Genomic DNA, 25,978 nt, shown 5'->3' on the forward strand with positions numbered 1-25,978 from the left:
CCCTAGTTATAGCGAATCCTGGGGTCTACCCAGGCCAAGAGCAGATCGGAGAGCAGGTTGCCGACGATGAGCAGAAAGGTGCTGATGGTGATGAGTCCCATGATCACGTAGATGTCGATAGCCGAGACCGCTTGCAAGAAGGCCGGCGTGATGCCGGGCCAGGCCATCACCACCTCTACCAATCCCGCCCCACCGATGAGGCCAGGCAGCAGCCCCCCGATCCCCGCCACCAGAGGGATCACCGCGTTGCGCAGGGCATGCTTGTAGATCACCATGCGCTCAGCGACCCCCTTGGCCCGCGCGGTGCGCACGTAGTCCTGCGAGAGCACCTCGAGCATCTGCCCCCGCATGATGCGCACCAAGCCGGCCATGCCCGAAGTCGCCACCACGATGACCGGCAGGATCGAGTGCCACAACACGTCGAGTGTGCGGGCGATCCAGGGGGCCTCCTGCCGGGGCACCCCGCCCAAGAACTGATCGGTCATACCCCCGATGGGCAGAAGCCTCATCCCCGCGTGATCGTTGACCCAGATGGCGAAGTAGAGCATGATGAGCGCGAAGAAGAAGTTGGGGATGGCCAGGCCGAAGAAGGCCAGGAAGGTCAGGGTGCGGTCTCCCAGGGAGTACTTACGCACGGCGGAGTAGACCCCGATGGGAATGGCCACGAGGTAGATCAGCAACGTGGAGAGCCCCACCAGCACCATCGAGTTGAGGATGGGCTGCCGGATGACGCTCCACACGTCCGAACGGTAGTCCAACGAAATCCCCAGATAGCCGTGGAAGAGCACACCGCTGAGCCACTTGGCGTACTGCGCAGGGATGGGCTGATCGAGGCCGAACTGCTGCCGCAAGCGCTCGATCTGCTCGCGGTCGACCGTTGGATCGAGCTCAAAGCGGGTAATCGCGTCTCCTGGGGCAATCTGAATGATCACAAAAGCCAGGATCGTAGCCCCTACGAAGGTAGGGATGAGTTGCAAAAGACGGCGGGCGATGTAGTTCCACATGGCTCTAGGCTTTGGGGGGCGGCACCTGCCGCCCCCCGCGCCGAAGGAGGGCTACTCCTTGGCGAACACCGTCTCGATGTAGGGGTACTGGCCCACGATGGAGTTGATCTGCCCCTTAGGGAACAAGCCACCGATACGGGCGTTGCGGGCCGGGTTGTAAGCCGGAGCCACCGTGTAGATCAGCGGCACATTCTCCGCCACCACCTTCTGGAACTGCACGTAGATCTCGCGGCGCTTGGCCGGGTCGAGGGTGGTGGCCCCCTGGGTCATCAGCTTATCGATGAGCACCTCGAAGGACTCAATCTGCTTGGGGGCCTGACCGCCCACGCCCAGGTTCCAAGCGTGCAGGCTGCCGTTGAGCTGCCAGACGTTGCGGCTAAAGGCCGGCTCGATGCCGCCGGTCAGGCCGATGAGGATAGCGTCAAAGTCGCGGGTGCCGTCGGCGGCGGGCTGGGTGAGCTGGCGCACGAGCTCGTTGAAGTCGATGGGACGGTAGTTGACCTTAATGCCGATTTTCCGAGCGTCTTCGGCAAAGATCTGGGCGATCTTCTCGCGGATGTTGTTGCCCTGGTTGGTGACGAGGTTGAACTCCAGCACCTTGCCCGCAGCGTCGACCAAGAAGCCTTGGGCGTTCTTCTTGCGGAAGCCCAGCTCGGCCAGCAGCGCGGCGGCTTTCTGTGGGCTGTAGTCGTACTTGGCCACGTCGTCGGTGAAGAACTGCTTTACGGGAATGGAGATGGGGCTCCACTGGGGTTGGCCCAAGCCGCCCAGGGCCACCTCGATCATGGACTTCTTGTCCATCAGGTGGGCCATGGCCCGACGGAACTTCACCTGGCGGAAGAGCTTGGCCTTGTTGGCATCCTTGTGGTTCCAGTTGAAGACGATGAAGTTGGTGCCCGTGGTCACGTCGGCGTTGGGGAAGATCTCGCCCTTGAGGCCGCCCGAGCGGATGCGCTCGAGGATCTGGGCTACCTGGTCGGCGTTGGCGGCGGCGTACAGGTCGGACTCACCCGCCAGGAACTTGGCCAGCGAGGCGTTGAGGTCGGAGACGGTGGTGAAGGTGTAGCGCTCGAGGTAGGCTACCGGGCTGTTCTTGTCGTCCACCCCCCAGTAGTTGGGGTTGCGTCTGAGCACCACGCGCTCGCCCTTGGAGTAGGACTCGAGCATGAAGGGGCCGCCCGAGATGATGCGGTTGACGGGAGTATCGAGGGTCCACAATTCAGCGATCTTGCCCGCTTTGTAGGCCTCACCGAAGATGTGCTCGGGCGCGATGTACCAGCCCTGGATCAGGGACGGGGCGTAGGGCTTGGGGAAGTCGGCCCGCACGGTGTACTGATCCACCTTGCTCCACTTGATGGGCTGACCATCCAGGATAAAGCTGCTGCGCGAGTTGGAGTTGACCTTGGGGTCGGCGTGGGCGGTGGCGCTGAAGATCACGTCGTCGGCGTCGATGGGCTGCCCGTCAGACCACTTAGCCCCCTGACGCAGCTTGAAGATCACGGTCAGGCCGTTATTGCGCACTTCCCAGGACTGAGCCAGGTAGCCCTCGGGCTTGAGGTCGTAGGGATTGTAGCCAGTCAGGTAGGGTAGGAAGAGCCCTATGACGTCCGTAGACGAGGTTTCCCGCGCCACAAAGGGGTTGAAGGTGCGGGGATCGGAGATGGCGGTGACGCGGTAATTGCCACCCGCCTTGCCCGCTTCTACCCCCTTGAACACCTTGGGCTGGGCCAGGGCCAACCCCGCTAAAGCCAGCATGCTTAGCACCAGGATTCTTCTCATCTGAGCCTCCAAAGCGACAGTCCAAAAAAACCCAAGCACCATGACTTGAGTAAGGCGCAAGGGATTGGACTTGGTTCAACGCTATCGGCCTGGCTGCCGTATGTCAAGGCTGTGCGGCCACAGGCTCGGTTGGCAGAATGAGGGCTTGATCCACCTTTTGGTGGAGAAAAGGGGGTGCCCGTGGGCACCCCCTCTCACAGAGCGTTCCCGATCAAATTCTCCAAATTCCCAAGACCAGCGCACCTAGGACAAAAACTGCCCCCAGCACCACGGTCAGCCGGTAAAGCCCACCGGTGACTCCCCTGGCGCTAAACAGGTCGCCGCTTCCGCCCAGCAGATCGCCCGCCCCGGTGGTTTTGGGCTCCTGGTTGAGCACCAGATAGACCAAAAGGGCGGCTATCAGCACGTAGCCGATGACGAACAGGGTATGCAAGATTTCCACTAGCTTCCTCCATCGAGCCCAGGGGCCTCGCTCATTCTGGTGCCGGGAGGGGGACTCGAACCCCCATGGCTGTTAACCGCTCGATTTTGAGTCGAGTGCGTCTACCGATTCCGCCATCCCGGCGTATTGGCTCGGCCCACAAGCCCAGCGACTTCAGATGATACGCATTCTTGGCCGCATGCGCAAGCCAATAGCCATTAGCACCGCCGCCAGCGCGACAACCCAGTCCCCCAGGCGAACGTAGAGGGTCTGGCCCTCGCGCAGCGCGTAAGGGGCGAGTAAAACCCCCTCGACGTGCTGCTGCAGGCGTTTCACCACCCGCCCCCAGGGGTCAACCGAGGCCGTCACCCCATCGTTGCCCACCCTGAGCAGCCAGCGCCCGGTCTCCACTGCCCGCATCCGGCCCATCTGAAAGTGCTGCTCGGCCCCGAAGCTGGGGCCGAACCAGGCGTCGTTGGTGCCCAGCACCAGCACCTGGGCGCCCTGGCCCACCAGGTCGCGGGCCACAGCAGGGAACACCGACTCGTAGCAGATGTAGGCTCCGTAGCGCTCGAGCACCACCGGGCGCTGCCCCGCCTCCCGATCCCCAAAGTGGCTGCCTGGCCCAAAGAAGGCCTCCGCGAAAAAGTTGTAGACCCCATCCAAGGCCCTGCGCCAGGGGTAGGCTTCCCCAAAGGGGGTAAGGCGGGTCTTGAGATGGGTAGCGACCACCCGCCCTTCGCGCCACAGGCGCATCTCATTGGCCGGTCCGTCGTTGAAGCCGGCCACCAGGTCGCGCCAGCCCAGAACGGCCTCGAGACCCTGGGGGAACTGGTAAACCGCCGTCTCTGGCCACACCACCAGGCGGGCCTCGGGATACTCGGCCAGGCCCCGTTGGGTCAGGCGCAGGTAAAGCTCGTCGTCGGGCAGGCCCATCCGCTTACGCAGCGGGTCTACGTTACCCTGCACCAGCAGGGCCTGGTGATCGGGCTGCTGAACGGGCAAGGGCATGACCCAGAAAAAAGCCCAGGCCGCTAGGGCCCAGTACTGCCTGCGGGCGATGGCCCAGGCCATCAACAGCACGATCAAAGTCAGCAGGAATACCCCGCCCAGCGCCCCCAGTACCCGCCCTGGCGCATCGACCATGCTGTAGCCCAGGAAGCCCCAGGGGAACTTGACCTCGGTGAGGGTGGTCCAGTAGTCCAACAGCAGCCAGCCGCCCACCCTGGCCAGGGGCCGCCGCACGGTGAAGCCAAACACAAGCCCCCACAGCGCAGCCTTGACCAGGATCAAAGGGATGAAGGGCACTGCCCCCCAGGGTCCAAAATTGAGGGTAAAGCTCTGCGGCAGCCAGATCAGATGCAAAGCCCAGAAGCCCAGCCCCGCCAGAAAACCCACCCTAAAACCCCCCTGAAGTAGGAAAAAAGCCAGGGGCACAGGGGCTAGGAAACCCAAAGGGAACGGGGGGAGGGTAAGGGCTAAGGCCAGGCCAGCCGCGACGAAGCGCACGGCTTGAAGTATACCCAGCCCCCCTCGTGAGTTGCGTGGCACCCCTGTGAATAACCGTACCGCCAAAAGCGATTCATGGAAAAATGTACAGCGATGCGTCTGGCCATCCTCGCCGAGATACACGCCAACCTGCCCGCGCTCGAGGCCGCTTTGCAGGCCGCGCGCCACGAAAGCGTAGATCAGGTGTGGGCGGTGGGGGATCTGGTAGGTTACGGGCCCCATCCCCGCCAGGTGCTGCGTCGGCTCGACAAAGAAGGCATTCCCTGCGTCCCTGGTTCTGCCGACCTCAAGGTGGCCTTCGCCATGATGGGCATGCAGCGCGAGGGTGTCGCCGACTCGATCCTGGCCTGGACCAGCGAACAGCTCAGCAAGCGGGAGCTGCAATTCCTGCGCAGCCTGCGCCCCCGCCAACGCATCGAGCTCAAAGGGGGCCGCCTCACCGCACTGCACGGCCTCCCCGACGACCCGGAGGCCAAGCTCGACACCGAGGCCAACGTGCGTGACATCCTGGAGGTGTTCGGCAAGCTGCGCACCCGCTGGGGCGTGTTCGCCGGGCGACACATCCCCTTCTATCGGCGCGTAGGCGACGGCCTGGTGATCGACCCGGGTTCGGTGGGCCTGACCCTTGGCGGTGAACCCGGTGCCGACGTGTTGATCCTGGAAGAAGACCTCGAGGGCCGGCTCAACATCCGCTTCCTCAAGGTGCCCTACGACTTCGGCCAGGTCATCTTCGACCTCACCGCCTGGGAGCTGCCGCCCATCGTGGCCGAGGTAATCCGGCTGGGGCGTTATCCGGGGTGAGGGGCGCGGTCAACCTTCAGTAGGGTGTGGCCCGTGTCCGGCATCCCTTCCAGCGCCTCCCGCACGTAGCTCGCCACCGTCGCGCTGGGATCGCGCAGGGCAGCTTCGGCCTCGGCGGCCCTTCCCAGGCGCACCATCGCCGCCGCCGCCGTGGCCCGGACCACCGGGTTGACGTCCTGCAGTGCACGGCGGAAGTAGGGCAAGTAGGCGTCATCCCCCGTGTTAAAGAGCACGATGAGCGCATTGCGGGCCAGCGCAGCGCGGCCTGGGCGCGTGTACACCGTGCCCTCGAAGCGGCGGGCGAAAGCCCGGCTCGAGAGCTCCAGGAAAGCCCACAGGTCGGGGTGGGCCAACTCGGGCTCGGGGGTAAAGCCCCGCCAGAAGAGCGCGGCCCTGCGGTTCCAGGGGCACACCTCCTGGCAGACGTCGCAACCCAGCAGCCAATCGCCCATGCCAGCCCACAGCGCCTGTGGGATCGGCCCCCGGTGCTCGATGGTCCAGTAGCTGATGCAGCGCCGGGCGTCCAGGGTGCCATCACCGGGCAGAGCCTGGGTCGGGCAGGCGCGATGGCAGCGGGCGCAGCGACCGCAGCGGTTGGGGTGAAGCGAGGCGGGTGGGGCCTCGAGCTCGGTGAGCAAGACGGCCAGCGTCAGGTAGCTGCCTTCCTCCATCCGCATCCACATGCCGTTCTTGCCGATCCAGCCCAACCCACCCAAAGCAGCATAGCTGCGCTCGGACAGCGGCCCGTGATCGACATAGCCTTTAGCCTGAACGCCGGACTGCCGGGCCAGGCTTTCCAGCGCGGCCAGGTGGGGCCGGAGCAGTTCGTGGTAATCGCGCACCCAAGCGTAGCGGGCCACCCGCCCCAGCCGCAGGCCGCCATCGGGGAGGCCGGGGTCGGGGTAGGCGTGCGCGGCAGCCAACACCAGAACGCTGCGCGCCCAGGCGAAGCGACGGGAGGGCTCGAGCCGCTCCTCCAGCCGCCGACCCAGGTAATCCATCCCGGCGTGGCCCCCCTGTTCGATCCAATCCCGGTAACGCCGCCGTATGCGCTCGGGCAGCTCGAGCGCGGCCCAGGCGCTGAGCAGACCCTGTTCGCGCGCGTAGCCCTCCAGGGCATCCCGGACATCCACACCGATATAATCCCCCCGTGGAGACGCTACGCATAGCCCTCTTGGGTGCTGGAACCGTGGGTGGTTCCCTGGTCGAGTTGCTGGAGGCTCACCAAAAGCGCCTCGAGGCCCTCGGCTACCGGCCCGAGCTGGTCTCGGTGCTGGTGCGCGACGCCGGCAAACCCCGCCCCGGCATCCCCCCTCACCTGCTGACCACCGATCCCGGCGCTGTAGCCGAGGCCGACGTGCTGATCGAGGTGATGGGAGGAAGCAAGCTAGCAGGAGACTTGGTGCTGAGAGCCCTCGAGGCCGACACCCCGGTGATCACCGCCAACAAGGCCCTGCTGGCCGAGCGCTGGCGCGAGCTGAGGGGCTATGCCGAGGATGGCCTCTTGTACTACGAAGCCAGCGTGATGGCCGGAACCCCGGTAATCGGCGCACTACAGAGCCTGTGGGGAAACCGCCTGCTCGAGCTGCACGGCATCCTCAACGGCACCTGCAACTACATCCTGAACCGCCTCGAGGCGGGCATCCCCTACCCCCAGGCCCTCAAGGAAGCCCAGGACAAGGGCTACGCCGAGGCTGACCCCACGCTCGACGTGGGCGGTTTCGACGCGGCCCACAAGCTCACGGTGCTCTCGAGGCTCACCGTAGACCCCGACTTCGCCTGGGAGGAGGTCCGGGCCAACACCCGCGGCATCGAGCACCTCACCCCCGAATTGCTCAACGAAGCTCGCGCCAACGGCCAGGTGATCCGGCTGGTCGCAAGCCTCTTCCCCGAAGGCGGGCGCTGGGTGGGCAAGGTGCGCCCGGTGCGCCTGCCCGCTAACCACCCCCTGGCCCTCATGGGCAGCGTGCGCAACGCCCTGCTCTGCCGCACCCAAGAGGCGGGCGAGCTGGTGTTCTCCGGCGCGGGGGCGGGCGGTCACGTCACCGCCAGTGCCGTGCTGGGGGACCTCTACCGCCTGGTGGCGGGCCAGCCCGGCCACCTGCCCATCCCCAATGCCCTGCCCCTGCCCGGTACTCGGGTTGAGGCGCTGGAAGAAGCCTGAAGATGATCCGCTACCACAGCACCCGCGACCCCCGCAAGACCCCTGTGCGTTTCGAGGATGCCCTGCTCAAGGGCCTGGCCCCCGATGGGGGTTTGTACGTCCCCGACGGCATTCCATCCCTCGACCCCACCAACTGGCTGAGCGCCGACTCCCTGCCCGAACTCGGGGTAAGCGTCCTGCGCCGCTGGCTCGAGCCTGAGGTCCCCCTGAGCGCGCTCGAGTCTATCCTGCACGACGCCCTCGACTTCCCCTGCCCCCTAGTACAGCTCAGCGAAGACCTCTTCGTGCTCGAGCTCTTCCACGGTCCCACCCTCTCCTTCAAGGACTTCGCAGCCCGCACCATGGCGCGCCTGATGCAGCACTTTCTGCGCCAGCGCGGCGAGCGGCGCATCATCCTGGTCGCCACCTCCGGCGACACCGGCAGCGCCGTGGCCGACGGCTTCGCCGGCCAAGACAACATCGAGGTGGTGCTGCTCTACCCGCTGGGCAAGGTCAGCGACGTGCAGGAGCGCCAGCTCATCGTGCGCCGACCCGGCGTGCGGGCGCTGGCGGTGCGGGGCAGCTTCGACGACTGCCAGCGCATGGTCAAGGAAGCCTTTGTAGACCGCGAACTGGCCCACCTGCCCCTCAGCAGCGCCAACTCCATCAACATCGGGCGGCTGCTGCCGCAATCGCTGTACTACCTCTGGGCCGTCCGGCAGCTTGCGCAGCGCGGCCTCGATCCAAACCAGGTGAACTTCTGCGTTCCCAGTGGCAATCTGGGCAACCTCACCGGCGGGGTTCTGGCCGCTTTGATGGGCCAGCCCGTGCACCGCTTCCTCGCCGCCCACAACGCCAACCACTTCTTCCCCGACTTCCTGGCTGGCAAGGTGGAAGCCTACGAGTTCCACCCCACCATCGCCACCGTCTCCAACGCCATGGACGTGGGCTCACCCAGCAACTTCGAGCGCCTGCTACACCTGCTCGGCCCCGAGCGCATGCGGGCGTGGTTCTGGGGCACCACCGTCTCAGACGAGGCCACCCTCGAGCGCATGCGCGAGACCCACCGGACCTACGGCTACCTGGCCTGCCCCCACACCGCGGTGGGCCTGGAGGCCCTGGCCCGCTACCGCGCCCAGACCGGCGACCGCACCCCGCTTATCACGCTGGCCTGCGCCCACCCCGCCAAGTTCCCCGACGCTGTATCCAGCGCCCTGGGCATCGCCGTACCCAAGGAGGAAGCGCTCGAGACGCTGTGGCAGCGGGAGACCCAGGTGACGACCGTCGAACCCTCGCTGCAAGCGCTCAGGCAGGTGTTGCTGAGTTGAGATGCGGGGTACTAGACGCCGCGGGCGCAGGAGGCCTTGGCCCTCGAGCTCAGGCCACAAGCCACCCATCCCCCACACCCCCTTTCACCCGGATCGCGTAGACTACTGGGCATGGAGTCGAAGGAGAAAACCAGCAAAGAGCCCTTTCCTGGAGCCTACATCGTCGGCCTCGCCATCACGTTGGCCCTGTTGATCGGCGTGGTGTTGGTAGGCAGCAGCCTCTCCCCCGCCACCTCGGGCTTTTTGGTGGCGCTGGGCCTGGGCCTCACGGTCAATCCCAAGTACGCGCTGTGGTTTCTGGCCGCCGGGGTGTTCTGTACCCTGATGGGCTTCGCCGGGGGTGAGCCCCAGGTCGCCTGGGGCGGGGTGGGCCTAATCCTGTCGCAGCTCGTGGTCAAGCTGTTCATCAAGTCCTGAGGCGGGCCCCATGTCGCCCCACCGCTTTGCCCAAACCCTCTCGCTGCTTGGCGTGGCGGCTTTCGCGGTGGGCTACTTCCTGCGCTCCAGTCCCCCGCTGGTGGGGTTGGGGCTGGGCGTGATGCTGGGCGCAGCCATCGTGCAGTACCCGCAGGGGCAGCGACCCTTCGTGCTGCCCTTGTATGCCTGGGTGGGCGGCCTGCTGGCGTTCACCCAGTTCTTCGTCGGGCACTTCCTGGGGTACGTGGGTGGCCTGGCGCTGGGTTTGGCCTTACCCTATCTGCTATACCTGAGGCAAAGGAGCACGCCTTGAAAAGCGCACTCGTCCATCTGGCCACCCGCCAAACTCCAGAAGCAACCCTCGAGGCTGCCTTGGGCTGGCTCGAGCAAGCCCACGCCCAGGGTGCCGACTTGGCCCTGCTGCCCGAGCTGTTCCCTTCCGGCTACCGCTACGCCGATGCCCCCAAGACCCCCTGGGTGCTGGCCCAGCTCCAGGACTTCGCCCGCCGCAGCGGGGTAACCATAGCCTGCGGGGTGCTCGAGCAGGCGGGTGAACGCCATGCCAACCGCCTGCGGGTGCTCGCGCCCGAGGGCGAGCGTGCGGTCTACACCAAGCTGCACCTCATCCCCGCCTTCGACGAACCGCACACCATGATTCCTGGCGAAAAGCCGGTGGCGCTCGAGCTCGGCGGCTTCACCGCCGGGCTGAGCATCTGCTTCGACCTGCGCTTCCCCGAGCTGTACCGGGGTTACGCGGTACAGGGCGCCGACCTCTTCCTGGTGCCCTCGGCCTGGCCCGCCGAGCGGGCCGCGGCCTGGGAGCTGCTGACGCGGGCCAGGGCCGCCGAGAACCAGGCCTATCTGCTAGCGGTCAACCACGCCGAGCCCCCCTTCGGGGCCCCCAGCCTGGCGGTAGGCCCACTGGGTGAGGTACTGGGGCGGCTCGAGAGGGAAGGGCTACTGGTGGTCGAACTCGACCCCACCCTGCCCAAACGGCTTCGCCAGCAGTTTCCCGTGCTCTCCGAGCGTCGTCGCGACCTCTACGGCGACCTTTTCGCCCAACCGGTGAGCAAGTAGGCCGCCGCCCCCAGCAGCATCCCCTCGGCCATGTTAGGTAGGTAGGGCCAGTAAGTGCCGAGCTCGAGGCGTAAATAGATCAGCAAGGGCCAGGGTATCAAGGCCCAAGCCAGCCCATATTGCCCCCATCCCGCTGCCAGCACAAAGGCTACCCCCAACCCATGGTGGTAGCCTATCCAGCCTGAGCCGAAGGAGGTCTGGTAGACGAACCACAGCAGGTTGAGCCAGGCCCCAGCCACGCCCCAATTGAGCCGTGTGAAGCGCACCACGGCGAAGCCCAACCCCGCCAGCGCCAATGCCACGAAGAAATCCTCGACCGCGATCATGCCGAACAGAGCCTACGGCAGCCCCCGGGCTTTGGCAATCAGCGCAAGCGCTTGAGGTACTCCATCGCCGCTGCCAGCGGATCCTTCTCGACCACCCAATCGGGCTCCACGCCCCGGCCTTCCCAGGTGGGGCCACTGAAGGGAGCCAGCACCCCCGAGGCCACCAGGGCTACGGCGCCATCGGAGAAGCAGTACGGCAGCAGGATTTCGGTATTTCCCGCGGTGCGGGTGCCGATGAGGTAAGCCCGCCTGGCGTTCTTGAGCGCCCCGGCCAACCCCTCGGCTGCCGAGTTGACCTCTGCGTCGATCAGGACCACCAGCGGTTTGTGGGTGAGGGGCTGACCGAAGAGGGGGGTGGTGGGCAGGGGTGAGACCCCAAAAGCCCTGGTCACCAAACGCCAAGGTACCCCGCGCATGAAATAGCCCGCCACCTCGGCCATCCGGATGGCCAGGCCACCGGGATTACCCCGCAGGTCGAGCACGTAGCCGATGGCCTGGGCGTCATAGCGTCCGATGGCCTGTCGCAGCATCTGCGGGCCGCTGGCGTCCACCAGGTTGCTCAGCCGGAACACCACGATGCGCTCCGTATATTCCACCCTGGAGGGAGGGAAGGCCGGTGCCGGTGCCGCCTCCTCCGGCCTGGCCGTGGGCTTTTCAGGCTTGGTGGGTTTGGCTGTGGGCGAAGGCGCGGCGGACGAGGGTGAGCTCGAGGGGGCTTCCCCCTCAAAGGGCAGCGGATAGCACTGGGCTCCCGCCAAGTAGCGCCGCGCCTCTTCAGGGCTCAAGAAGTCGGTGTGCTGGTCGCCGATCTCGTCGTACATAGCGGAGATGAGCGCATACAGTTCGTCCCAGCTGGCGATTTGGGGTAACCGCGCACGGTATTTCTCCCCCACTGCATTCCAGTCCACGCCGCGATGGTTGCTGTCCCAGTAGCGCTCGTGAATCAGCCTCCAGGCCTGCTCGAAGCGCAGCGAGTAGGCATCCGGCTGGGCCATACCCACCGTCAGCAACAACCACAGGGCCAACCCTCCAAGCACCGTCTTCAAGCCACCCTCACTTTCAGCGGATCCCCGGTATGGCCTGGTGATAGGCTTCCTGCATGCGCTGCACGATGACCTCGAGGCATTTCTCGATGGCTTGATCCAAGTCCTCACCGGGAATCACCGGGATGCGGGCGTTGCCAGCGAGCTCGATGAGGTGGTTCTGGATCATGCGAATCTCGTGAAAATGCCGCAGGTAGTCGGTGCGCGGACGTTTGCCCTGGGTCTCCTTCTCGCGCAGGATGAAGCGGTCGCGGTGAATGTTCTCGTCGTTCACCACCAGCATCAGCGGGATCTGAATCACCTCACTCTGCCAGGGGTGCGAGAGGTAACCCGGAACCACGTGAACACCCTCGACCACCAGCGAGGTGCGCTCCTGGGCCCCGCGCTCCTGGATGGCCCGCAGCCCCACCGCTACCCGCGCTACCTGGTCGCGGAAGCCCTGTAGGATCAGCGAATCGTCGGGCTGGGCTTGCTTGGGCAGGGCCAGGGCGCTCCAGGCGTCGAAGCTGCTGGTGTGCAGGGTGGGTACCAAGTCGGCGGGCACCGTGGCCCGCAAAATCTCACGGATGGTGTCGGTAGAGATTAAGCGAGTGATGCCCAGGCGGTAGCTCAGGGCCGAAGCCAGCAGGCTCTTCCCCGTTCCGGTGACCCCACCAATGAGCAGGTGAATGGGCCGGACCGTGCGCTTGATCGCGCGCAAGGTCTGGTAACGCAGCGCGATGTCCTCACCGGCCTCGTCGGCAAGCAGCAACATCACCATCTCGCGCAACCTCGAGCGGCTTACCACCCCGTTCCCTTCCTCGCGTAAACGCCCCTCCAAGATGCGGGCCAGGCGGTAAGCCGCGTCGGGAGCCAGGCCCGCTTCCATCATGGACTGGGCCACCACCCCCTTGGAAAAGGGTACCCTGGGCTCCCCTTCGGCCTCTTCCACGAAGAGTTCGCCCGCCAGGTTGTGCCGCCCCATGTAGCGCCTGCGGGCCGAGCGGCCATAGCGGCGCTCTACTTCGCGCAGCACTCGCCGCTCCAATTCCTCCGCGGTGATCTCGGTGAGTCCTTCCTGGCGCATGTCGGTTTCCAGGGCCTTGGCCAGCGTATAGGCCTCTTTGAGCGCAAAGCCGGCGTCCTCGAGGCTACGCGCCAGAACTCCCTTGGAGAAGGGCCGCCGTCGATAGCCTTCATTGACCAAGATGTCCTCGAAGGTATGGGTCTGCTTGCGCAGTTTCGCCGCCAGTTCAGCCCCAAAGGCCCGCTCGACCTCGCTGACCACCAGACGTTTGAGGGCTGAAGCAGAGATCTCCGCCTTCTTACGGGCCTTCAGCCGCTCCTCGACGGTATGGGCCACCGACATCGCGGCTTCCATCCCCATGCCAGCGTTCATCAGGGTCTCCGTCAGCAACCCCCTGGAAAAGGGCCAACGATACCCTCTTGGGGTCTTGACGAAAAGTTCACGCACGGTTGCAGTATACGGCGGCTTTTCCATGAAAAAGGTGGAGTCCGGCGGCTTTTGAAGGCAGCTCGAGTCTCTCGGACTTCAACCCACAGCCCGTTCGTTGACACCCCGTAATCCCTGTGCTAGGGTATCGGATGCCGGTCCCTGAGCGCCTTGATCAGGGCAACCACGGGACGACAGGGCGCCGTAGCCAAGTGGTAAGGCAGAGGTCTGCAAAACCTCGATTCGCCGGTTCGAATCCGGCCGGCGCCTCCAAAAGAGGGACTCCAACCCCTGCCCGGGTTCGGGCCCTCTGATTTGAACGGAGCCCCGGAGATCGAGGCCAACCCCTCCTTCTTCTGCGGTAAACTTGTAGAGTATGCGGGCGCGTAGCTCAGATGGCTAGAGCACTACCTTGACACGGTAGGGGTCGTTGGTTCGAGTCCAATCGCGCCCACCAAACGCGGGCTGGGGTTTCTGGCCCGCTCTTTTCGTTAAGCTGAGCCAGGTGGAGCTTTCGATCCTCGTCATCTCACACAACTCGAGCCAGGTACTGCCGGAGTGCCTCGAGCGCCTGCAGGCGCATTACCCTCATGCCCAGCGGGTGGTAGTAGACGCCGCTTCGTCGGATGGGAGCCTCGAGCTAGCGCAGCGGTGGCCGGGCCTCCAAACCCTTAGCGTCCCCAACCGGGGGTATGCGTATGCGGCGAACCGGGGTCTCGAGGTGGCAGTGGGGGACTACGTCGCCATCATGAACAGCGACGTCTACCTGGAAGCTGGCGACCTCGAGGCCCTCGTTGCAGCTTTGACTGCCCATCCCAAGGCCGTGATGGCAGGCCCGGTTCTCATAACCCCCCAAGGCCACCCCCAATCCTTTGGCCCGCTATACGCTCCTCACTACTTCAAGCTCCATAAGCCCAGGCCCGTCACATGGATTTCCGGCGCCTTGATCGTGCTCAGGCGCGACCGCCTGCCAGAGCTAGGCGGTATGGATGAGCGTTTCTTCTTCTACAACGAGGACATGGAGTGGAGTATTCGCGCCCGCCGCAAAGGTTTCCAGGTGCTGCTCGTCCCCAGGAAGGTCCTGCACCTAGGCGGCGCCTCAACCCCCAACGACCCGCGCTTCATCGCCGAAGGCTACCGAGGGGGGTTGCTACTGAGCCAGACTCACTATTCCTGGATTCACGGCCTGCACCGTAAAGCGGTATTGCTCGAGGCCCAGTTACGCATCTTGCTCGATCCCAACCCCAAGCGCAAAGCAGCCTACAGTTTGCTTCTGAGCCGCCTGAGACAACAAAAAGGCCTGCCCTCTTCCTTTTTATTGGAAGAACGCAGTAAGATACGCCCGTAACGATTACGGGGCAGTGGGTCCTCATTGCGAGTGTAGTGCCCCCAATACTCCTTCGATGTTCAAATGTCACACCCGACCCGCTGACTGTAGGTTACGGTCTGGGTGTTTATAAATGCCCAGGCGAAGAGAAGCGTGTCCAGAACGCTGTTTTGGCACGATCTATAGACCCGGTATATATCTTGACTGGGCGTCTTTGCCCTCTTATGATCCTCTCAAGAAAAAGGAGCCGGAATAAATCCAGCTTCCTCAAAGGAGGATCACCATGAAAAAGCTCGCCTACAAAATCTTCGCTCTGGTTGCTAGCCTCGTAGCCCTCGGTCTCGCTGCTGGCGCTGGCCTTGAGTGGTCGTGAGTTTATAATCGCCATAGGGGTGCAAGTTGTGAAACTTGCACCCCTTAATTTTTGTTTTACCCTTACAGTGAAAGCTATATGCAGCCACCGGCTTTGCCTCCTCGTCGAGTGCTCGTCTATATTTTCAGCCTAGTCATTGCGCTAGTCGGGTTGTTCTATGGCCTCACATTACTCCCTCATGAAAATGCACCTCGAGTCATCGATCTGCTGTTTTGGGGGTCGTTACTCATCTGGTCATCGAGAATAAGTATTCAACTTCCGTTTTTTGCCAGCATTTCCCACTCCTTTGTTATCCACCTTGCAAGCGTCGTGCTCTTCCCGGCCTGGATTCCCCCCATCCTGGCAGCAGTATTCCGCTACAAGAAATTGGATGAATTCAATCCATGGTATAAAGACCTTTTCAACCGTCTCCAGTTTGGTCTATCTGCTGGTTTAAGTGCTCTAGCATGGCACCTTCTGAGTGCGCTAAGTTTGGGTGGTATCGCTTCATTAATCCCAATGATTGGGGCCTCATTGGTCTATTTCATCGCGAATGTGAGTCTAGTCGTTTACGCAATTCATCTTTCATCCAATGTTGCTATACGTAAAATATGGGCTACTAATGTAAGTTGGCTTTCAGCCAGTTATCTCCTGTTAGCCCCAATAGCCCTCTTCCTGGCAAGCGCATACACCAAACCGCTGGTCGGCGACTGGGGAGGGTTTACAGTTCTTGTCTTCATGGTGCTGTTGTACTTTTCTCGCTTCTATTGGGATGAGAAAGTAAAGCTCGAGGATTCCTTCAATGCTACCATCGATACCTTGGTGCAGGCACTCGATGCCAAGGACACCTTCACGCGCCTGCACTCCGAGCGGGTTTCCGCCATTTCGGTGGATCTGGCCAAAGCCAAAGGGCTTGACGAAGCCGATCGGCGCAAAATTGCCTACGGGGCTCGCATTCACGACATCGGCAAGGTGGGCATTCCCGATGATGTGCTGCTCAAGCCCGTCCGGCTGACCAGTCAGGAATTCGAACTCATCAAAAGCCACACCACTCGAGGGGTCGAGATTCTCAAGCCGGCGGCCCGTTACTTCAAGGAAGTTTTGCCCATCGTGCTCTATCACCACGAGCGCTGGGATGGGCGCGGGTATCCCGAGGGGCGGGCAGGGGATGCCATCCCATTGTGGGCTCGCATCGTCTGCATCGCGGATGCCTACGAAGCCATGACGGCGGGGCGCTCCTACTCTTCGCCTAAATCACCCGAGCGGGCGATGCAAGAACTCGAGGACCTCGCCGGAGACCAGTTCGACCCGGAACTGGTTAAGCTCTTTAAGGAGATCTGGTTGCAAGATCCCATCTGGAAAGATCGGGAGGTTTTCCTACGCAGCTATACCTCGCCAGTGCCCTTGTCGGAATTGCCCTCGCTCTCGCGTTCGGAGTCCGCTTCGGTGACTTCAAAAGAGTTGAGCTAAGGGCATTTTGGGCCTTCGTACTGGGGGCCCTTCTGGAAGGCTTTGTCGGGTTCTCGACCCGCCAGGGCTGGCTTAGCCCCGAGGTGGGGGGGCCGCTGGCCAAGGCGGGCGTGCTGGCGTGCGTGAGCTATGGCCTGCTGGCGAACCTGCGCCTTCGCAGCCTGTGGTTCGTCTGGCTGGGCTTCGCGCTCAATACGCTGGTCATCGTGGCGAACCGGGGGCACATGCCGGTGTGGCTCGAGGCCGTCCCGCCCGAAGCCCGCGAGGGCATGGCTCTCCGGCTCGCAGCCCGCTCGGACGCGGTGCATTCGCTCATGAGCCCGGACACGCCCTTCTACTATTTAGGGGATATCCTCCCCGTTTACTGGGCCAAGAGCGTACTCAGCCTGGGCGACGTTTATCTGATCATCGGGATTGCGGCGCTGGTGCTCGAGCTCGGACTAAGGGCCAAGCGACAGCGGCAGGATTGGAGCATCGATATCCGCTTCGATGCAGATTGAGACCCTAGGCAGGCCGGGGAGCCCATGCGGTATCGGACGCGAAAGGGCGTAGAATGGCGTCCGGTGATTTGAATGAGCCGCACCTACAAAATCTGCTTGATCGAAGGCGATGGCATCGGACACGAGGTAATTCCAGCCGCCCGCATCGCGCTCGAGGCTACCGGCTTGAAGTTCGACTTCATCGAGGCCGAGGCCGGTTGGGAAACCTTTGAGAGAATCGGAACCTCAGTCCCCGAGGAGACCGTGGAGAAGATCTCGTCCAGCGACGCCACGCTCTTTGGCGCAGCCAGCAGCCCCAACAAGAAGGTGCCGGGCTTTTTCGGAGCCATCCGTTACCTGCGTAAACGCCTGGACCTCTTCGCCAACGTGCGCCCGGCCAAGTACCACCCGGTTCCCGGCGCCCGCCAAGGCGTCGACCTCATCGTTGTGCGCGAGAACACCGAAGGGCTCTACGTCGAGCAGGAGCGCAGCTACCTGGGCGGGGAGCTGGCCATTGCCGACACCGTGATCACCCGCAAAGCCAGCTCGCGCATCGGGGAGTACGCGCTCAAGCTGGCCATGACCCGCCCGCGCAAGCAGCTTCACGTAGCCCACAAGGCCAACGTGCTCCCCCTGACCCAGGGGCTGTTCCTCAACACCGTGCTCGAGCAGGCCAAGAATTACCCCGAGGTCAGGACCCAAGACATCATCATCGATAACTGCGCCATGCAGCTGGTTACTCGCCCCGAGCGCTTCGACGTGCTGGTGACCACCAACCTCTTCGGCGACATCATCTCCGACCTCACCGCCGGGCTGGTGGGCGGGCTGGGCATTGCGGCCAGCGGCAACATCGGCCTGAAGCACGCCATCTTCGAACCGGTACACGGCAGCGCGCCGGACATCGCGGGCAAGGGCATCGCCAACCCCGCCGCCACCATCCTCTCCGCGGCCATGATGCTCGATCACCTGGGCGAGCACGAGGCCGCCCGGCGCCTCGAGCGCGCGGTGGACCGGGTGCTGGAGAGTGGCCCCCGCACCCCCGACCTGGGGGGTGAGGCCAGCACCGAAGCCTTTGCCCGGGCGGTGGCCGCCGCGCTGTAACGCCAGGTTCGTTAACTTGTTCTTTAGTTTGGCCAGTTCAACGGCTCAAATTTGGCTCTCGGACGAGATCTGTCCGGGAGTTCATTTGACCATTCTCAGCACAGCGGCTTACGTTACACTTATGCAAGCAGAAGGCCTCAGGAATTTCACCAATGTTATAATGAAATCCGTCCTGGGGACCGATGTTTATCGAAAGGGGGCAGTGTGCGTGAGTTCTTTAGCAGCTTGTTGAAGCCACGGGTCGAGGCCCTCGGCCTCGAGATCGGTTCGGCCAACCTCAAGCTGGTAGAGTTATCGGGGACACCCCCTACGCTGCGGGGCTTATCCATCCGGCCAACCCCTCCAGGGATCTTCCAAGAGGGCAATATCGCCGACCCACAGGCCCTGGCCAACGAGCTGCGCGAGATGCTGGCGGAGATCAGGACCCGCAAGCGCTACGTGGTTACGGCGGTGAGCAACTCGGCGGTCATCACCCGTACCCTCCAGGTACCCAAGATGGCCGCCAAGCAGCTCGAGGAGGCCGTGCGCTGGGAGGCGGAGCGTTACATCCCCTTCCCCATCGACGAAGTGGTGATGGACTTCGCCCCTTTGGACCCCCTCGACAGCGTAGCGGAAGGTGAGCAGATGGACGTGGTGGTAGGGGCAGCCCGGCAAGAGACCGTGGCCAGTCTGGTCGAGACCCTCAAGGCCGCGAGCCTCGAGCCCCTGATCATCGACGTCAAGCCCTTTGCCGGGCTGCGGGTGCTCGAACCGCAGCTCGTGGGTGACGGGGGGCGCGAGCTGGTGACGCTGTACTTCGAGATCGGAGCCGAGTCCAGCGCGCTGGTGCTAACCCGCGGAGAGCGCCTGTTGCTCAACCGTGTGATCAACCTCTCAGGCAAGGACTTCACCGCGGCCATCGCCAAAGCCTTCAACCTCGACGGCACTGCCGCAGAGGAGGCAAAGAAGAACTACGGCCTGGCCACCATCCCTACCGAAGACGAGGACTTGCTCCTCGACTTCGACGCCGAGCGCGAGCGCTTCAACCCGGCACGCATGTACGACGCCATCCGCCCGGTGCTCGTCGAGCTCACCACCGAGTTGCGGCGCAGCCTCGAGTTCTTCCGGGTGCAAGTCGGCGACCTGGGCATCGATCAGGGCTTCGTAGCCGGGGGGGGCAGCAAGCTGCGCAGCCTGGTGCCGCTGCTGGCCGATACCTTGGGCATCCCGCTGGAAGTGGTGGATCCCTGGAAAAATCTTTCCTATGATAAGAGCCGCTTCGATCCAGACTACCTGCGCGGCCTCGGGCCCGAGTTCGTCGTGCCGGTAGGTCTAGCCATGCGGGGGGTGGGTTCAATTGATTAAGCTCAACCTGCTACCCAAGACCCTGCGTCGCCGGGTAGAGCCGGGGTGGTGGCGGCTGGCCGCCATCGGCTTCGCCGGGCTGAGCCTGGGTATCGTGGCTTACCTCTACTTCTCCACCCTCTCGCAACGCAACGCCTTGCAGAGGGAGCAGGAGCAGCTTCAGATCGAGGTCAACTCGCTTCAGCGCTTCATCGCCGAACAACGCCGCCTCGAGCAGCAGCGCACCGAGCTGCAACAGGTGATCGCGATCAAGGCCCAACTCGACCAGAGCAAGGTCAACTGGTCGGACTACCTGGCCGCTGTCATCAACCAGATCCCCCGCAGCAATAGCGCCCCTAGCGGCAGCGCTTTCGGGGTTAACCTCAAGAGCATCGGCACCAAGTTGCTGACCCCCAGCGAAGCTCAAAACGCTGCCCGCACAGGGACCTATGACGGCAAGAGCGCTCGAGTGGAGTTCGACCTGCGCGGCGAAGCCCTCAACGAGCGCGAGCTGATCCGCTTCGTGGATGCCTTCGAGTCCTCACCCCGTTTCGGCATCAACTTCCGCGACACCTCGCTGGATCAGCAGCGGGGGGTCTACACCTTCTCAGCCGTCATAGGGCTGGTGGACAACACCCAGGTGCCTCAACCAGCACCCAGCAGCGGCAACACTGGGGGAGGTGAGCAAGGTGCTCGCTAGGCTCGGACAACGCGAATGGGCCATCATCGTCATCGTGATCTCCGTGCTGCTAGGCATCGGGCTATACATCTTCCTGATTCAGCCCATGCAGTCGCAGATCGCCACCTTGCAAAGCCAGATCGCCGAGCTTTCGGTGCAGCGCGATCGCGGACGGGCCGCCGAGCGGGCGCTACCCCAACTGCGGGCAACCATCGTCGACCTCGAGCTCCAGCGCCAGCGCTTCCTCCGCGAGCTTCCCCCTCAGGAAGACCTCTCCCAGGTGCTCACCCTCCTCACCCAGCTAGCCCGCCGCAGTGGGGTCACGCTCAAGAGCATCGGGCGCACGACCGGAGGCAGCGAGGTCGCAGGGGTGCGCACCATCAACCTGGCCATGCAGGTTGAGTCGCCCTTTCCTGAGCTCTTCACCTTCCTCAAGCAGCTCGAGAACCTGCAACGCTTCGCCACCATCTCGGGCCTCAACCTCACCGTGGGTGCCGAGAGCAGCAACCCCGCCATCAACAGCAGCATGACCATGACCGTCTACGTCTACACCGGTCAGAGCGCAGCACCACAGGGAGGGCAGCCATGAGCCAGCTCGGCAACACCCTCCGCAAGCTCCCCCAATCCACCAAGATAGCCCTGGCTGGTCTGTTGTTTGCGGTCCTGGTGGCGGTGTGGTACCTGGTGGCCAACCAGATGGGTCAGCCTGTGGAGAGCGGGGTTGCACCCACCACCGCACCGGAGGGGGCCGTGCCTGCGCGCCCGCTCGAGGTCGTGGCCCTGCCCTTCCTCAAAGGCGAAGCCGCCCCCGGCGGCTCGAGCCAGACCCCCGAAGCCGAGGAGCGCGCGACCCAGCCCGCCCAGGCCAGCCCCGGACCCACCGCTCCCGGCCGACTTCAGGTGCAGGCTCCACCGAACCCCTTCGTCCCGCTCTTCCCGGTGGAAGCCCCACCCAGCCCGCAACCCACAACACCGGTGGCTGTGGCCCAGACCCCGCCTCCAGCCCGGGCAATTCCCAGCGGTCCCAGGGTGCAGGTCAGCCAGCCTCAGACAGCCCTTCCCTCGCCCAACATCCGGGTGACGGCACCCACGAGCACGCCGCGGCCTACGGCTACCGCCGCCACCCCCAGCGGCAGTCAGGCCAGGCTTCCTGCCGCCAATCCCCGCACCGGAGGCAGCGTGCCCGCACCTGCTCCAAGCCTGAGCGGTGGAGCCCTTCCCTTACGGCTTAGCCCGCTCGAGCGCGAAGTTCCCACCGCCCAAGCCTCCCAGCCCTCGCAGCCGCAAGTGGCCCAGCCCGGTGAGGCCAACCTCGCCACCAGCTCGAACCTCCCCCCCGTGAGCCAGCAGGGCCAGCCCAACCCCACCCTCGAGCCCAAGGCCACCCCCACCACTCCCGTTGTCAAGACACCGACTGCAACTACCCCGGCCCTGACCCGCTTCGTGCAGGAGCAGAATCTGCGGCTAGTCGGGGTAGTGCTGGGGCCGACCAGCGTGGGAATCTTCCAGGGCAAGAACGGCTTCTTCGTGCTGCCGGTAGGGCGCAATTTCCCCGAGAGCGAGGTCCTTCTTAAAACCTTAACAGCCCGCGAAGCCCTCTTGGTGCTGGGCTCAGAAAGCCTTACGCTCGAACTGGTGAGTCCCTAAGAGGCGGTGATACCTTATGCAACGAATCCTGTTCCTTATCGTTTTGTTGTTGAGCCTGGCTCTGGCGGGCACTCTCCCTAGGGACGCCCGCTTCGACCAGCCGGTGGACCTGATCGCCCCCAACGGCATCCCGCTGGAGGATGCCTTGCGCAGTACCGCTACCAGCGTCGGCCTAACCCCCCTCTTACGGGACATCCCCAACACCCTGGTCAAGGTGTCGCTGGAGAAAAAGCCTTTCCGCCAGGTCTGGGACTTGCTGATCAACACCTACGGCGACGGCAAGCTCGACTACATCCTGCTGGAAAACAACGTCATGGTGGTAGCCTCTCCCGAGGTGGTCTCTCGCTACACGCCCAAAGTCACTCAGCAGCCTACCCCCACCGCCGAGCCTACCGTGCGCCGCAGCTACGCTGTCAGCGGGAACCCCACCGCGCTCAAAACCTTCCTGGAAGCCGAAATCCCCGGCATCCGCGTCACCATCGCGCCCGGCCAACCTACGCTGCTGATCACCGCCACCGAAAAGCAGCACTCCGAAGTCGCCGCGCTGCTGGCCCAGATCGACCGTCCCCAGGCCCAGGTAGACACTGTGACCCGTAACTTCAAGCTGGCTCACGCTCGCGCTGAGGCTATGGCGGAGGTGCTCAGCTCGGCGCTCGAGGGCGGGGCTGGTGGGCAACAAGCCCAGGGGCAGGGCCAAGCCGGACAGGCTCAGCCCCAGGCCAAAGGCACGGCCTTCTTCACCGCCGACGTGCGCACCAACACCCTCATCGTCACCGCTACCCCCGAGCAGATGGCCCGCGTGGAAGCCCTCATTCGTGAGTTGGACGTCCCGGTCAAGCAGGTGCAGCTCAAGGTGCGCATCCAGTCGGTCGACAGCAGCGTGGTCAACAGCTTCGGCATCAATTGGGAGACCCTGAGCGGGGGAAACCTCATCGGCAGCATCATCGACGGAGCACTGAACCTGATCTTCGACGCCTCCAAGAGTCTGGCTGCGCTCAACATCCGCGCGGTACTCGACATCCTCGAGCAGCAGAGCCTGGCCCGCCGCCTGAGCGACGTGACCCAAATCGTCGAGGATAACTACCCCAACTTCGAGGTCAAGTCGGGCTCGAAGCTCATCGTCACCCCGCAGGTGCAGGGCGAGCCCACCCGCGAGTTCGACGTGGGCCTGCTGGTGCGGGTGATCCCCCAAATCACCGCCGACGGGCAGATTACCCTCGATGTCTTCACCCAGACCGGGGAGCAGCCCCGCCAGGGCCCTATCGCCAACAGCATCGAGGTGGTGCAGCGTTCCGACCGCACCAAGTTGCGCATCAAAGACGGGCAGACCGTGGTGATTGGGGGCGTGGTCCAACAGACCACCGTCAACCAGGAAAACAAGGTGCCTATCTTGGGGGATATTCCTTTGCTCGGCCTGCTCTTCAAGCAGAGCTCCAACAGCGTTCGCAACGAGGAGCTTCTGATCATCATCACCGCCAACATCGTCAGCGACGCCCGCTAATCGGCGCGTTGAGCGAGGACAGGCTGGCGGCCTGTCCTCGCTCGCTTTTTGGTGTGTTAAGCTCTTGGCATGCGTTTTCTGACTGCGGGCGAATCCCACGGGCCTCAGCTCACCGCGATCGTGGAGGGCCTGCCCTCGAGGCTGCCCCTGACCGTGGAGGACATCAATCCCTGGCTGAGAAAGCGGCAGGGGGGCTACGGGCGCGGGCGGCGGATGGTGATCGAGACGGACACGGTCGAGCTTCTGAGCGGGGTGAGGATGGGACGCACCACCGGAGCCCCGGTGACGCTGGTGATCAAGAACGCCGACTGGCGCAACTGGAGCGAGATCATGGACCCGGCTGCGGGCAACGAGCCGCGCAAGAAGGCCCTCACCGCGGCCCGGCCCGGCCACGCCGACCTGCCGGGGGGCATCAAGTACGCTCACAAGGATTTGCGGGACGTGCTCGAGCGCGCCTCGGCCCGCGAAACCGCCACCCGGGTGGCGGTGGGGGCCATCGCTCACAAGCTGCTGTGGTTTTTCGGGGTGGAGAGCGTGGGCTATGTGAGCGGGATGGCCGGGGTGTGGAGCGCAACCCCCTTCGACTGGAGCCTCAAGGAGCGCATCGAGGAAAGCCCGGTGCGCATGACCGATCCCGCCAGCGAAGCCGAGGTGATCCGCCGGGTGGACGAGGCCAAGGCCACCGGGAACACCCTGGGCGGCGTCATCGAGGCCCGCTTCAGGGGTCTGGTGCCGGGGCTGGGCTCGCAGATGCACTGGGAGCGCAAGCTGGACGGGCGCATCGCCCACATGGCCATGAGCATCCCGGCTATCAAGGGGGTGGAGATCGGCAGTGGCTTCGACAACGCCATGAAGCCCGGCTCCGAGGTGCACGACCCGATCTACTGGGAAGAGGGGCGGGGCTATTACCGCAAGACCAACCGAGCGGGGGGCCTCGAGGGCGGCATGACCAACGGCGAGGAGCTGGTGGTGCGGGCGGCCTTGAAGCCCATCGCCACCCTGATGAGGCCCCTGCCCACCGTGGACGTGGTGACCCATGAGCCCGCCGACGCCGCTCGCGAGCGCAGCGACACCACCGCCGTGCCCGCTGCCAGCGTGATCCTCGAGGCGGTGGTGGGCATCGTACTGGCCCAGGCTTACCTGGAGAAGTTCGGCGGGGACACCCTAGACGAGCTCATCGAGCGGGTGGAGCGCTACAAAGAGCGGGTGCGGAGCTACTGATGGGTGCGGGATGAGCCAGCCCCACATCCTAAAGATCGAGCGGCCCGTCACCTGGGTCGCCCTGACCGGCTTCATGGGGGTGGGCAAGAGCCGCATCGGGCGTGAGCTGGCTCGAGCGCTGATGCTGCACTTCATCGACCTCGACGGCTATATCGAGCGCGAGACCGGGCTGTCGATCCCCGACATCTTCACCCATCTGGGCGAGGAGACCTTCCGGCGCTTGGAAAGCGCGGCGGTAGCCGAGCTGGTGCAGAAGGACTACCTGGTGCTCTCCCTGGGCGGGGGCACCTTCACCCAGCCCCAAAACCGCGAGCGACTGCTGGCCCGTGGGCCGGTGATCGCGCTGTGGGCCAGCCCCCAGACCATCCTCGAGCGCGTGAGCCGCCGCCCCGGACAGCGCCCCCTGCTCATAGGCGCCGACCCCCTGACCCGCATCCAGCAACTCATGGACCAGCGGCGGGATATTTACCGCCAGGCCACCATCCACGCCTCCACCGACGGGCGCGACGTCCACGACGTGGTGGAAGAGATCATCGAGAAACTGTGGGAGTATGCGGAAGCTGACCGTTGATCAACCCCCTGCTTACCCCGTCTACCTGGGCCGGGGGCTCTTGACCCAGGCCCGACAGGATGCCCCCCCAGGCCCCAAGGCCCTGCTGTACGACCGGGCAGTGGAGGGCTACGCCCTGAAGCTGGCTGAAGCCTTGCAGATTCCCCACCGCATGGGGGTGGAAGGGGGTGAGGAGGCCAAGAAACTCGAATGCTACGGCCAGGTACTTTCCTGGCTGGCGCAGCAGGGGCTTCCCCGCGACGGCATGCTGTACGTGGTCGGGGGTGGCACCCTCACCGACTTAGGGGGCTTCGTGGCCTCGAGCTACCTGCGCGGCATCGCCTGCGTGAGCTTCCCCACCACCACCTTGGCCATGGTGGACGCCAGCGTGGGCGGCAAGACCGGGATCAACCTGCCTGAGGGTAAGAACCTGGTGGGCAGCTTCTACCCGCCCAAAGCCGTGTACCTCGACCTCGAGAGCCTCTCCACCTTGCCCCCTCCCCTCTTCCGCGAGGGGCTGGTGGAGGCTTTCAAGCACGGGATCATCGCCGCGGACGAGGCGCTGATGCGGCTGGAGTCCCTGCACCCGGAGTGGCCGGGGCTCGAGGAGTACCTCGAGCGGGCCGTTTCGGTGAAGATCCGCGTCGTCGAAGCCGACCCCTACGAGAAAGGCGAGCGCAGGAAGCTCAACTTGGGCCATACCCTGGGCCACGCCCTCGAGGCCGCCACCCGCCACACCCTTTCTCACGGGGCCGCCGTTGCCTACGGCCTGCTCTATGCAGCCCTGCTGGGCAAGGCCCACGGCGGCGCCGATCTGACGGTCTCGGTTGAGGGGCTACTGCGCTGGCTAGAGCCCCCTCCCCCGCCCCCCCTGAGCTGGGATGAGCTGTGGCCCTACATGGCCCGCGACAAGAAGAAGCTGGGCGACAGCTTGCACTGGGTCATCCCCCTAAAACCCGGCCACCTGGTGGTGCAGCCGGTGGCCGAAGAGGTGCTGCGGTGGGTTTACGCGGAGTTTCTCGAACGGGTTAGCGGTAGACCCTGAGCT

Annotated in this window: 26 protein-coding genes and 3 tRNA genes; 20 read left to right on the forward strand and 9 right to left on the reverse strand. The window is 64.3% G+C overall.

Going from position 1 to position 25,978, the window contains the following annotated elements:
- Nucleotides 1-2 precede the first annotated feature (2 nt).
- From B047_RS0101445 to lnt, 5 genes are all read right to left on the reverse strand, one after another.
- Nucleotides 3-1,004: an ABC transporter permease gene (locus tag B047_RS0101445; protein WP_018465185.1), complete on the reverse strand. Its 1,002-nt coding sequence runs from the start codon at nucleotides 1,002-1,004 to the stop codon at nucleotides 3-5.
- 51 nt (nucleotides 1,005-1,055) lie between these two features.
- Entirely contained in the window at nucleotides 1,056-2,783 is a 1,728-nt protein-coding gene (locus tag B047_RS0101450) for an ABC transporter substrate-binding protein (RefSeq protein ID WP_026234479.1), read from the reverse strand.
- Nucleotides 2,784-2,994: 211 nt separating this feature from the next.
- Nucleotides 2,995-3,225 carry a preprotein translocase subunit SecG gene (gene secG / locus B047_RS0101455; protein WP_018465187.1) on the reverse strand — a complete coding sequence of 77 codons (231 nt, stop codon included), beginning with the start codon at nucleotides 3,223-3,225 and terminating at the stop codon, nucleotides 2,995-2,997.
- 37 nt (nucleotides 3,226-3,262) lie between these two features.
- Nucleotides 3,263-3,348: transfer RNA gene (locus tag B047_RS0101460), tRNA-Leu, on the reverse strand.
- 30 nt (nucleotides 3,349-3,378) lie between these two features.
- Nucleotides 3,379-4,713: an apolipoprotein N-acyltransferase gene (gene lnt / locus B047_RS0101465; protein WP_018465188.1), complete on the reverse strand. Its 1,335-nt coding sequence runs from the start codon at nucleotides 4,711-4,713 to the stop codon at nucleotides 3,379-3,381.
- A 93-nt stretch (nucleotides 4,714-4,806) separates the two neighbouring features.
- Here lnt and B047_RS0101470 point away from each other — a divergent pair, with 93 nt between their 5' ends.
- The gene (locus tag B047_RS0101470; RefSeq protein ID WP_018465189.1) at nucleotides 4,807-5,514 is read left to right on the forward strand and encodes a metallophosphoesterase family protein; all 708 of its coding nucleotides are present in this window, start codon (nucleotides 4,807-4,809) and stop codon (nucleotides 5,512-5,514) included.
- Here the strand turns inward: B047_RS0101470 and queG are convergent.
- Nucleotides 5,502-6,647 carry a tRNA epoxyqueuosine(34) reductase QueG gene (queG, locus tag B047_RS0101475; protein WP_018465190.1) on the reverse strand — a complete coding sequence of 382 codons (1,146 nt, stop codon included), beginning with the start codon at nucleotides 6,645-6,647 and terminating at the stop codon, nucleotides 5,502-5,504. The genes B047_RS0101470 and queG overlap by 13 nt on opposite strands.
- 17 nt (nucleotides 6,648-6,664) lie before the next feature.
- Between queG and B047_RS0101480 the strand changes: the two genes are divergently transcribed.
- The 5 genes from B047_RS0101480 (at nucleotide 6,665) to B047_RS0101500 (ending at nucleotide 10,479) form a co-directional block, all read left to right on the forward strand.
- Nucleotides 6,665-7,678, forward strand: a complete 1,014-nt coding sequence (locus B047_RS0101480) for a homoserine dehydrogenase (RefSeq protein ID WP_018465191.1) — start codon at nucleotides 6,665-6,667, stop codon at nucleotides 7,676-7,678.
- A 2-nt stretch (nucleotides 7,679-7,680) separates the two neighbouring features.
- The gene (gene thrC / locus B047_RS0101485) at nucleotides 7,681-8,985 is read left to right on the forward strand and encodes a threonine synthase (protein ID WP_018465192.1); all 1,305 of its coding nucleotides are present in this window, start codon (nucleotides 7,681-7,683) and stop codon (nucleotides 8,983-8,985) included.
- A 111-nt stretch (nucleotides 8,986-9,096) separates the two neighbouring features.
- Nucleotides 9,097-9,402: a hypothetical protein gene (locus B047_RS0101490; protein ID WP_018465193.1), complete on the forward strand. Its 306-nt coding sequence runs from the start codon at nucleotides 9,097-9,099 to the stop codon at nucleotides 9,400-9,402.
- Nucleotides 9,403-9,412: 10 nt separating this feature from the next.
- Entirely contained in the window at nucleotides 9,413-9,715 is a 303-nt protein-coding gene (locus B047_RS0101495) for a hypothetical protein (protein WP_018465194.1), read from the forward strand.
- A complete protein-coding gene (locus tag B047_RS0101500; RefSeq protein ID WP_018465195.1) occupies nucleotides 9,712-10,479 on the forward strand; it encodes a nitrilase-related carbon-nitrogen hydrolase in 768 nt (255 codons plus the stop codon). Before B047_RS0101495 ends, B047_RS0101500 begins: the two co-directional genes overlap by 4 nt.
- Here the strand turns inward: B047_RS0101500 and B047_RS0101505 are convergent.
- Genes B047_RS0101505 through B047_RS0101515 form a run of 3 tightly spaced genes read right to left on the reverse strand, consistent with a single transcriptional unit; the run spans nucleotide 10,443 to nucleotide 13,301 of the window.
- A complete protein-coding gene (locus B047_RS0101505; RefSeq protein ID WP_018465196.1) occupies nucleotides 10,443-10,805 on the reverse strand; it encodes a hypothetical protein in 363 nt (120 codons plus the stop codon). The genes B047_RS0101500 and B047_RS0101505 overlap by 37 nt on opposite strands.
- A 38-nt stretch (nucleotides 10,806-10,843) precedes the next feature.
- Nucleotides 10,844-11,842 carry a S41 family peptidase gene (locus tag B047_RS0101510; RefSeq protein ID WP_245533684.1) on the reverse strand — a complete coding sequence of 333 codons (999 nt, stop codon included), beginning with the start codon at nucleotides 11,840-11,842 and terminating at the stop codon, nucleotides 10,844-10,846.
- A gap of 22 nt (nucleotides 11,843-11,864) precedes the next feature.
- Nucleotides 11,865-13,301: a 2-phosphoglycerate kinase gene (locus B047_RS0101515; protein ID WP_040778767.1), complete on the reverse strand. Its 1,437-nt coding sequence runs from the start codon at nucleotides 13,299-13,301 to the stop codon at nucleotides 11,865-11,867.
- Between the two features lie 177 nt (nucleotides 13,302-13,478).
- Here B047_RS0101515 and B047_RS0101520 point away from each other — a divergent pair.
- The 14 genes from B047_RS0101520 (at nucleotide 13,479) to B047_RS0101585 (ending at nucleotide 25,975) form a co-directional block, all read left to right on the forward strand.
- Nucleotides 13,479-13,553, forward strand: a tRNA-Cys gene (locus tag B047_RS0101520).
- Between the two features lie 107 nt (nucleotides 13,554-13,660).
- Nucleotides 13,661-13,737 (forward strand) — tRNA-Val (locus tag B047_RS0101525).
- Nucleotides 13,738-13,785: 48 nt separating this feature from the next.
- Nucleotides 13,786-14,628, forward strand: a complete 843-nt coding sequence (locus tag B047_RS15995) for a glycosyltransferase family 2 protein (RefSeq protein ID WP_245533671.1) — start codon at nucleotides 13,786-13,788, stop codon at nucleotides 14,626-14,628.
- 460 nt (nucleotides 14,629-15,088) lie between these two features.
- Nucleotides 15,089-16,429 (forward strand): HD-GYP domain-containing protein, encoded by a 1,341-nt coding sequence (locus B047_RS0101535; RefSeq protein WP_245533672.1) that lies wholly within the window; start codon nucleotides 15,089-15,091, stop codon nucleotides 16,427-16,429.
- Between the two features lie 32 nt (nucleotides 16,430-16,461).
- Nucleotides 16,462-16,929 (forward strand): DUF5317 domain-containing protein, encoded by a 468-nt coding sequence (locus B047_RS16000; protein ID WP_245533685.1) that lies wholly within the window; start codon nucleotides 16,462-16,464, stop codon nucleotides 16,927-16,929.
- Between the two features lie 72 nt (nucleotides 16,930-17,001).
- Complete coding sequence (locus B047_RS0101545) at nucleotides 17,002-18,009, forward strand: isocitrate/isopropylmalate dehydrogenase family protein (RefSeq protein WP_018465201.1); 1,008 nt, start codon at nucleotides 17,002-17,004, stop codon at nucleotides 18,007-18,009.
- Between the two features lie 204 nt (nucleotides 18,010-18,213).
- A complete protein-coding gene (gene pilM, locus B047_RS0101550; protein WP_018465202.1) occupies nucleotides 18,214-19,353 on the forward strand; it encodes a type IV pilus assembly protein PilM in 1,140 nt (379 codons plus the stop codon).
- Complete coding sequence (locus B047_RS0101555) at nucleotides 19,346-20,032, forward strand: hypothetical protein (RefSeq protein ID WP_018465203.1); 687 nt, start codon at nucleotides 19,346-19,348, stop codon at nucleotides 20,030-20,032. Before pilM ends, B047_RS0101555 begins: the two co-directional genes overlap by 8 nt.
- Nucleotides 20,013-20,600 (forward strand): type IV pilus inner membrane component PilO, encoded by a 588-nt coding sequence (locus tag B047_RS0101560; protein WP_018465204.1) that lies wholly within the window; start codon nucleotides 20,013-20,015, stop codon nucleotides 20,598-20,600. Before B047_RS0101555 ends, B047_RS0101560 begins: the two co-directional genes overlap by 20 nt.
- Nucleotides 20,597-21,658, forward strand: a complete 1,062-nt coding sequence (locus B047_RS0101565; protein ID WP_020571947.1) for a hypothetical protein — start codon at nucleotides 20,597-20,599, stop codon at nucleotides 21,656-21,658. Before B047_RS0101560 ends, B047_RS0101565 begins: the two co-directional genes overlap by 4 nt.
- Nucleotides 21,659-21,674: 16 nt before the next feature.
- Nucleotides 21,675-23,159 (forward strand): type II secretion system protein GspD, encoded by a 1,485-nt coding sequence (locus B047_RS0101570; protein ID WP_018465205.1) that lies wholly within the window; start codon nucleotides 21,675-21,677, stop codon nucleotides 23,157-23,159.
- A gap of 69 nt (nucleotides 23,160-23,228) precedes the next feature.
- Complete coding sequence (aroC, locus tag B047_RS0101575) at nucleotides 23,229-24,380, forward strand: chorismate synthase (RefSeq protein WP_018465206.1); 1,152 nt, start codon at nucleotides 23,229-23,231, stop codon at nucleotides 24,378-24,380.
- Between the two features lie 10 nt (nucleotides 24,381-24,390).
- Nucleotides 24,391-24,951: a shikimate kinase gene (locus B047_RS0101580; RefSeq protein ID WP_018465207.1), complete on the forward strand. Its 561-nt coding sequence runs from the start codon at nucleotides 24,391-24,393 to the stop codon at nucleotides 24,949-24,951.
- Nucleotides 24,932-25,975, forward strand: coding sequence for a 3-dehydroquinate synthase (locus B047_RS0101585; RefSeq protein WP_026234483.1), 1,044 nt, complete (start codon nucleotides 24,932-24,934; stop codon nucleotides 25,973-25,975). The genes B047_RS0101580 and B047_RS0101585 overlap by 20 nt, the downstream gene beginning before the upstream one ends.
- The last annotated feature ends 3 nt before the right edge of the window (nucleotides 25,976-25,978 follow it).

This window comes from Calidithermus timidus DSM 17022 (assembly GCF_000373205.1).
GTDB classification, from domain to species: domain Bacteria; phylum Deinococcota; class Deinococci; order Deinococcales; family Thermaceae; genus Calidithermus; species Calidithermus timidus.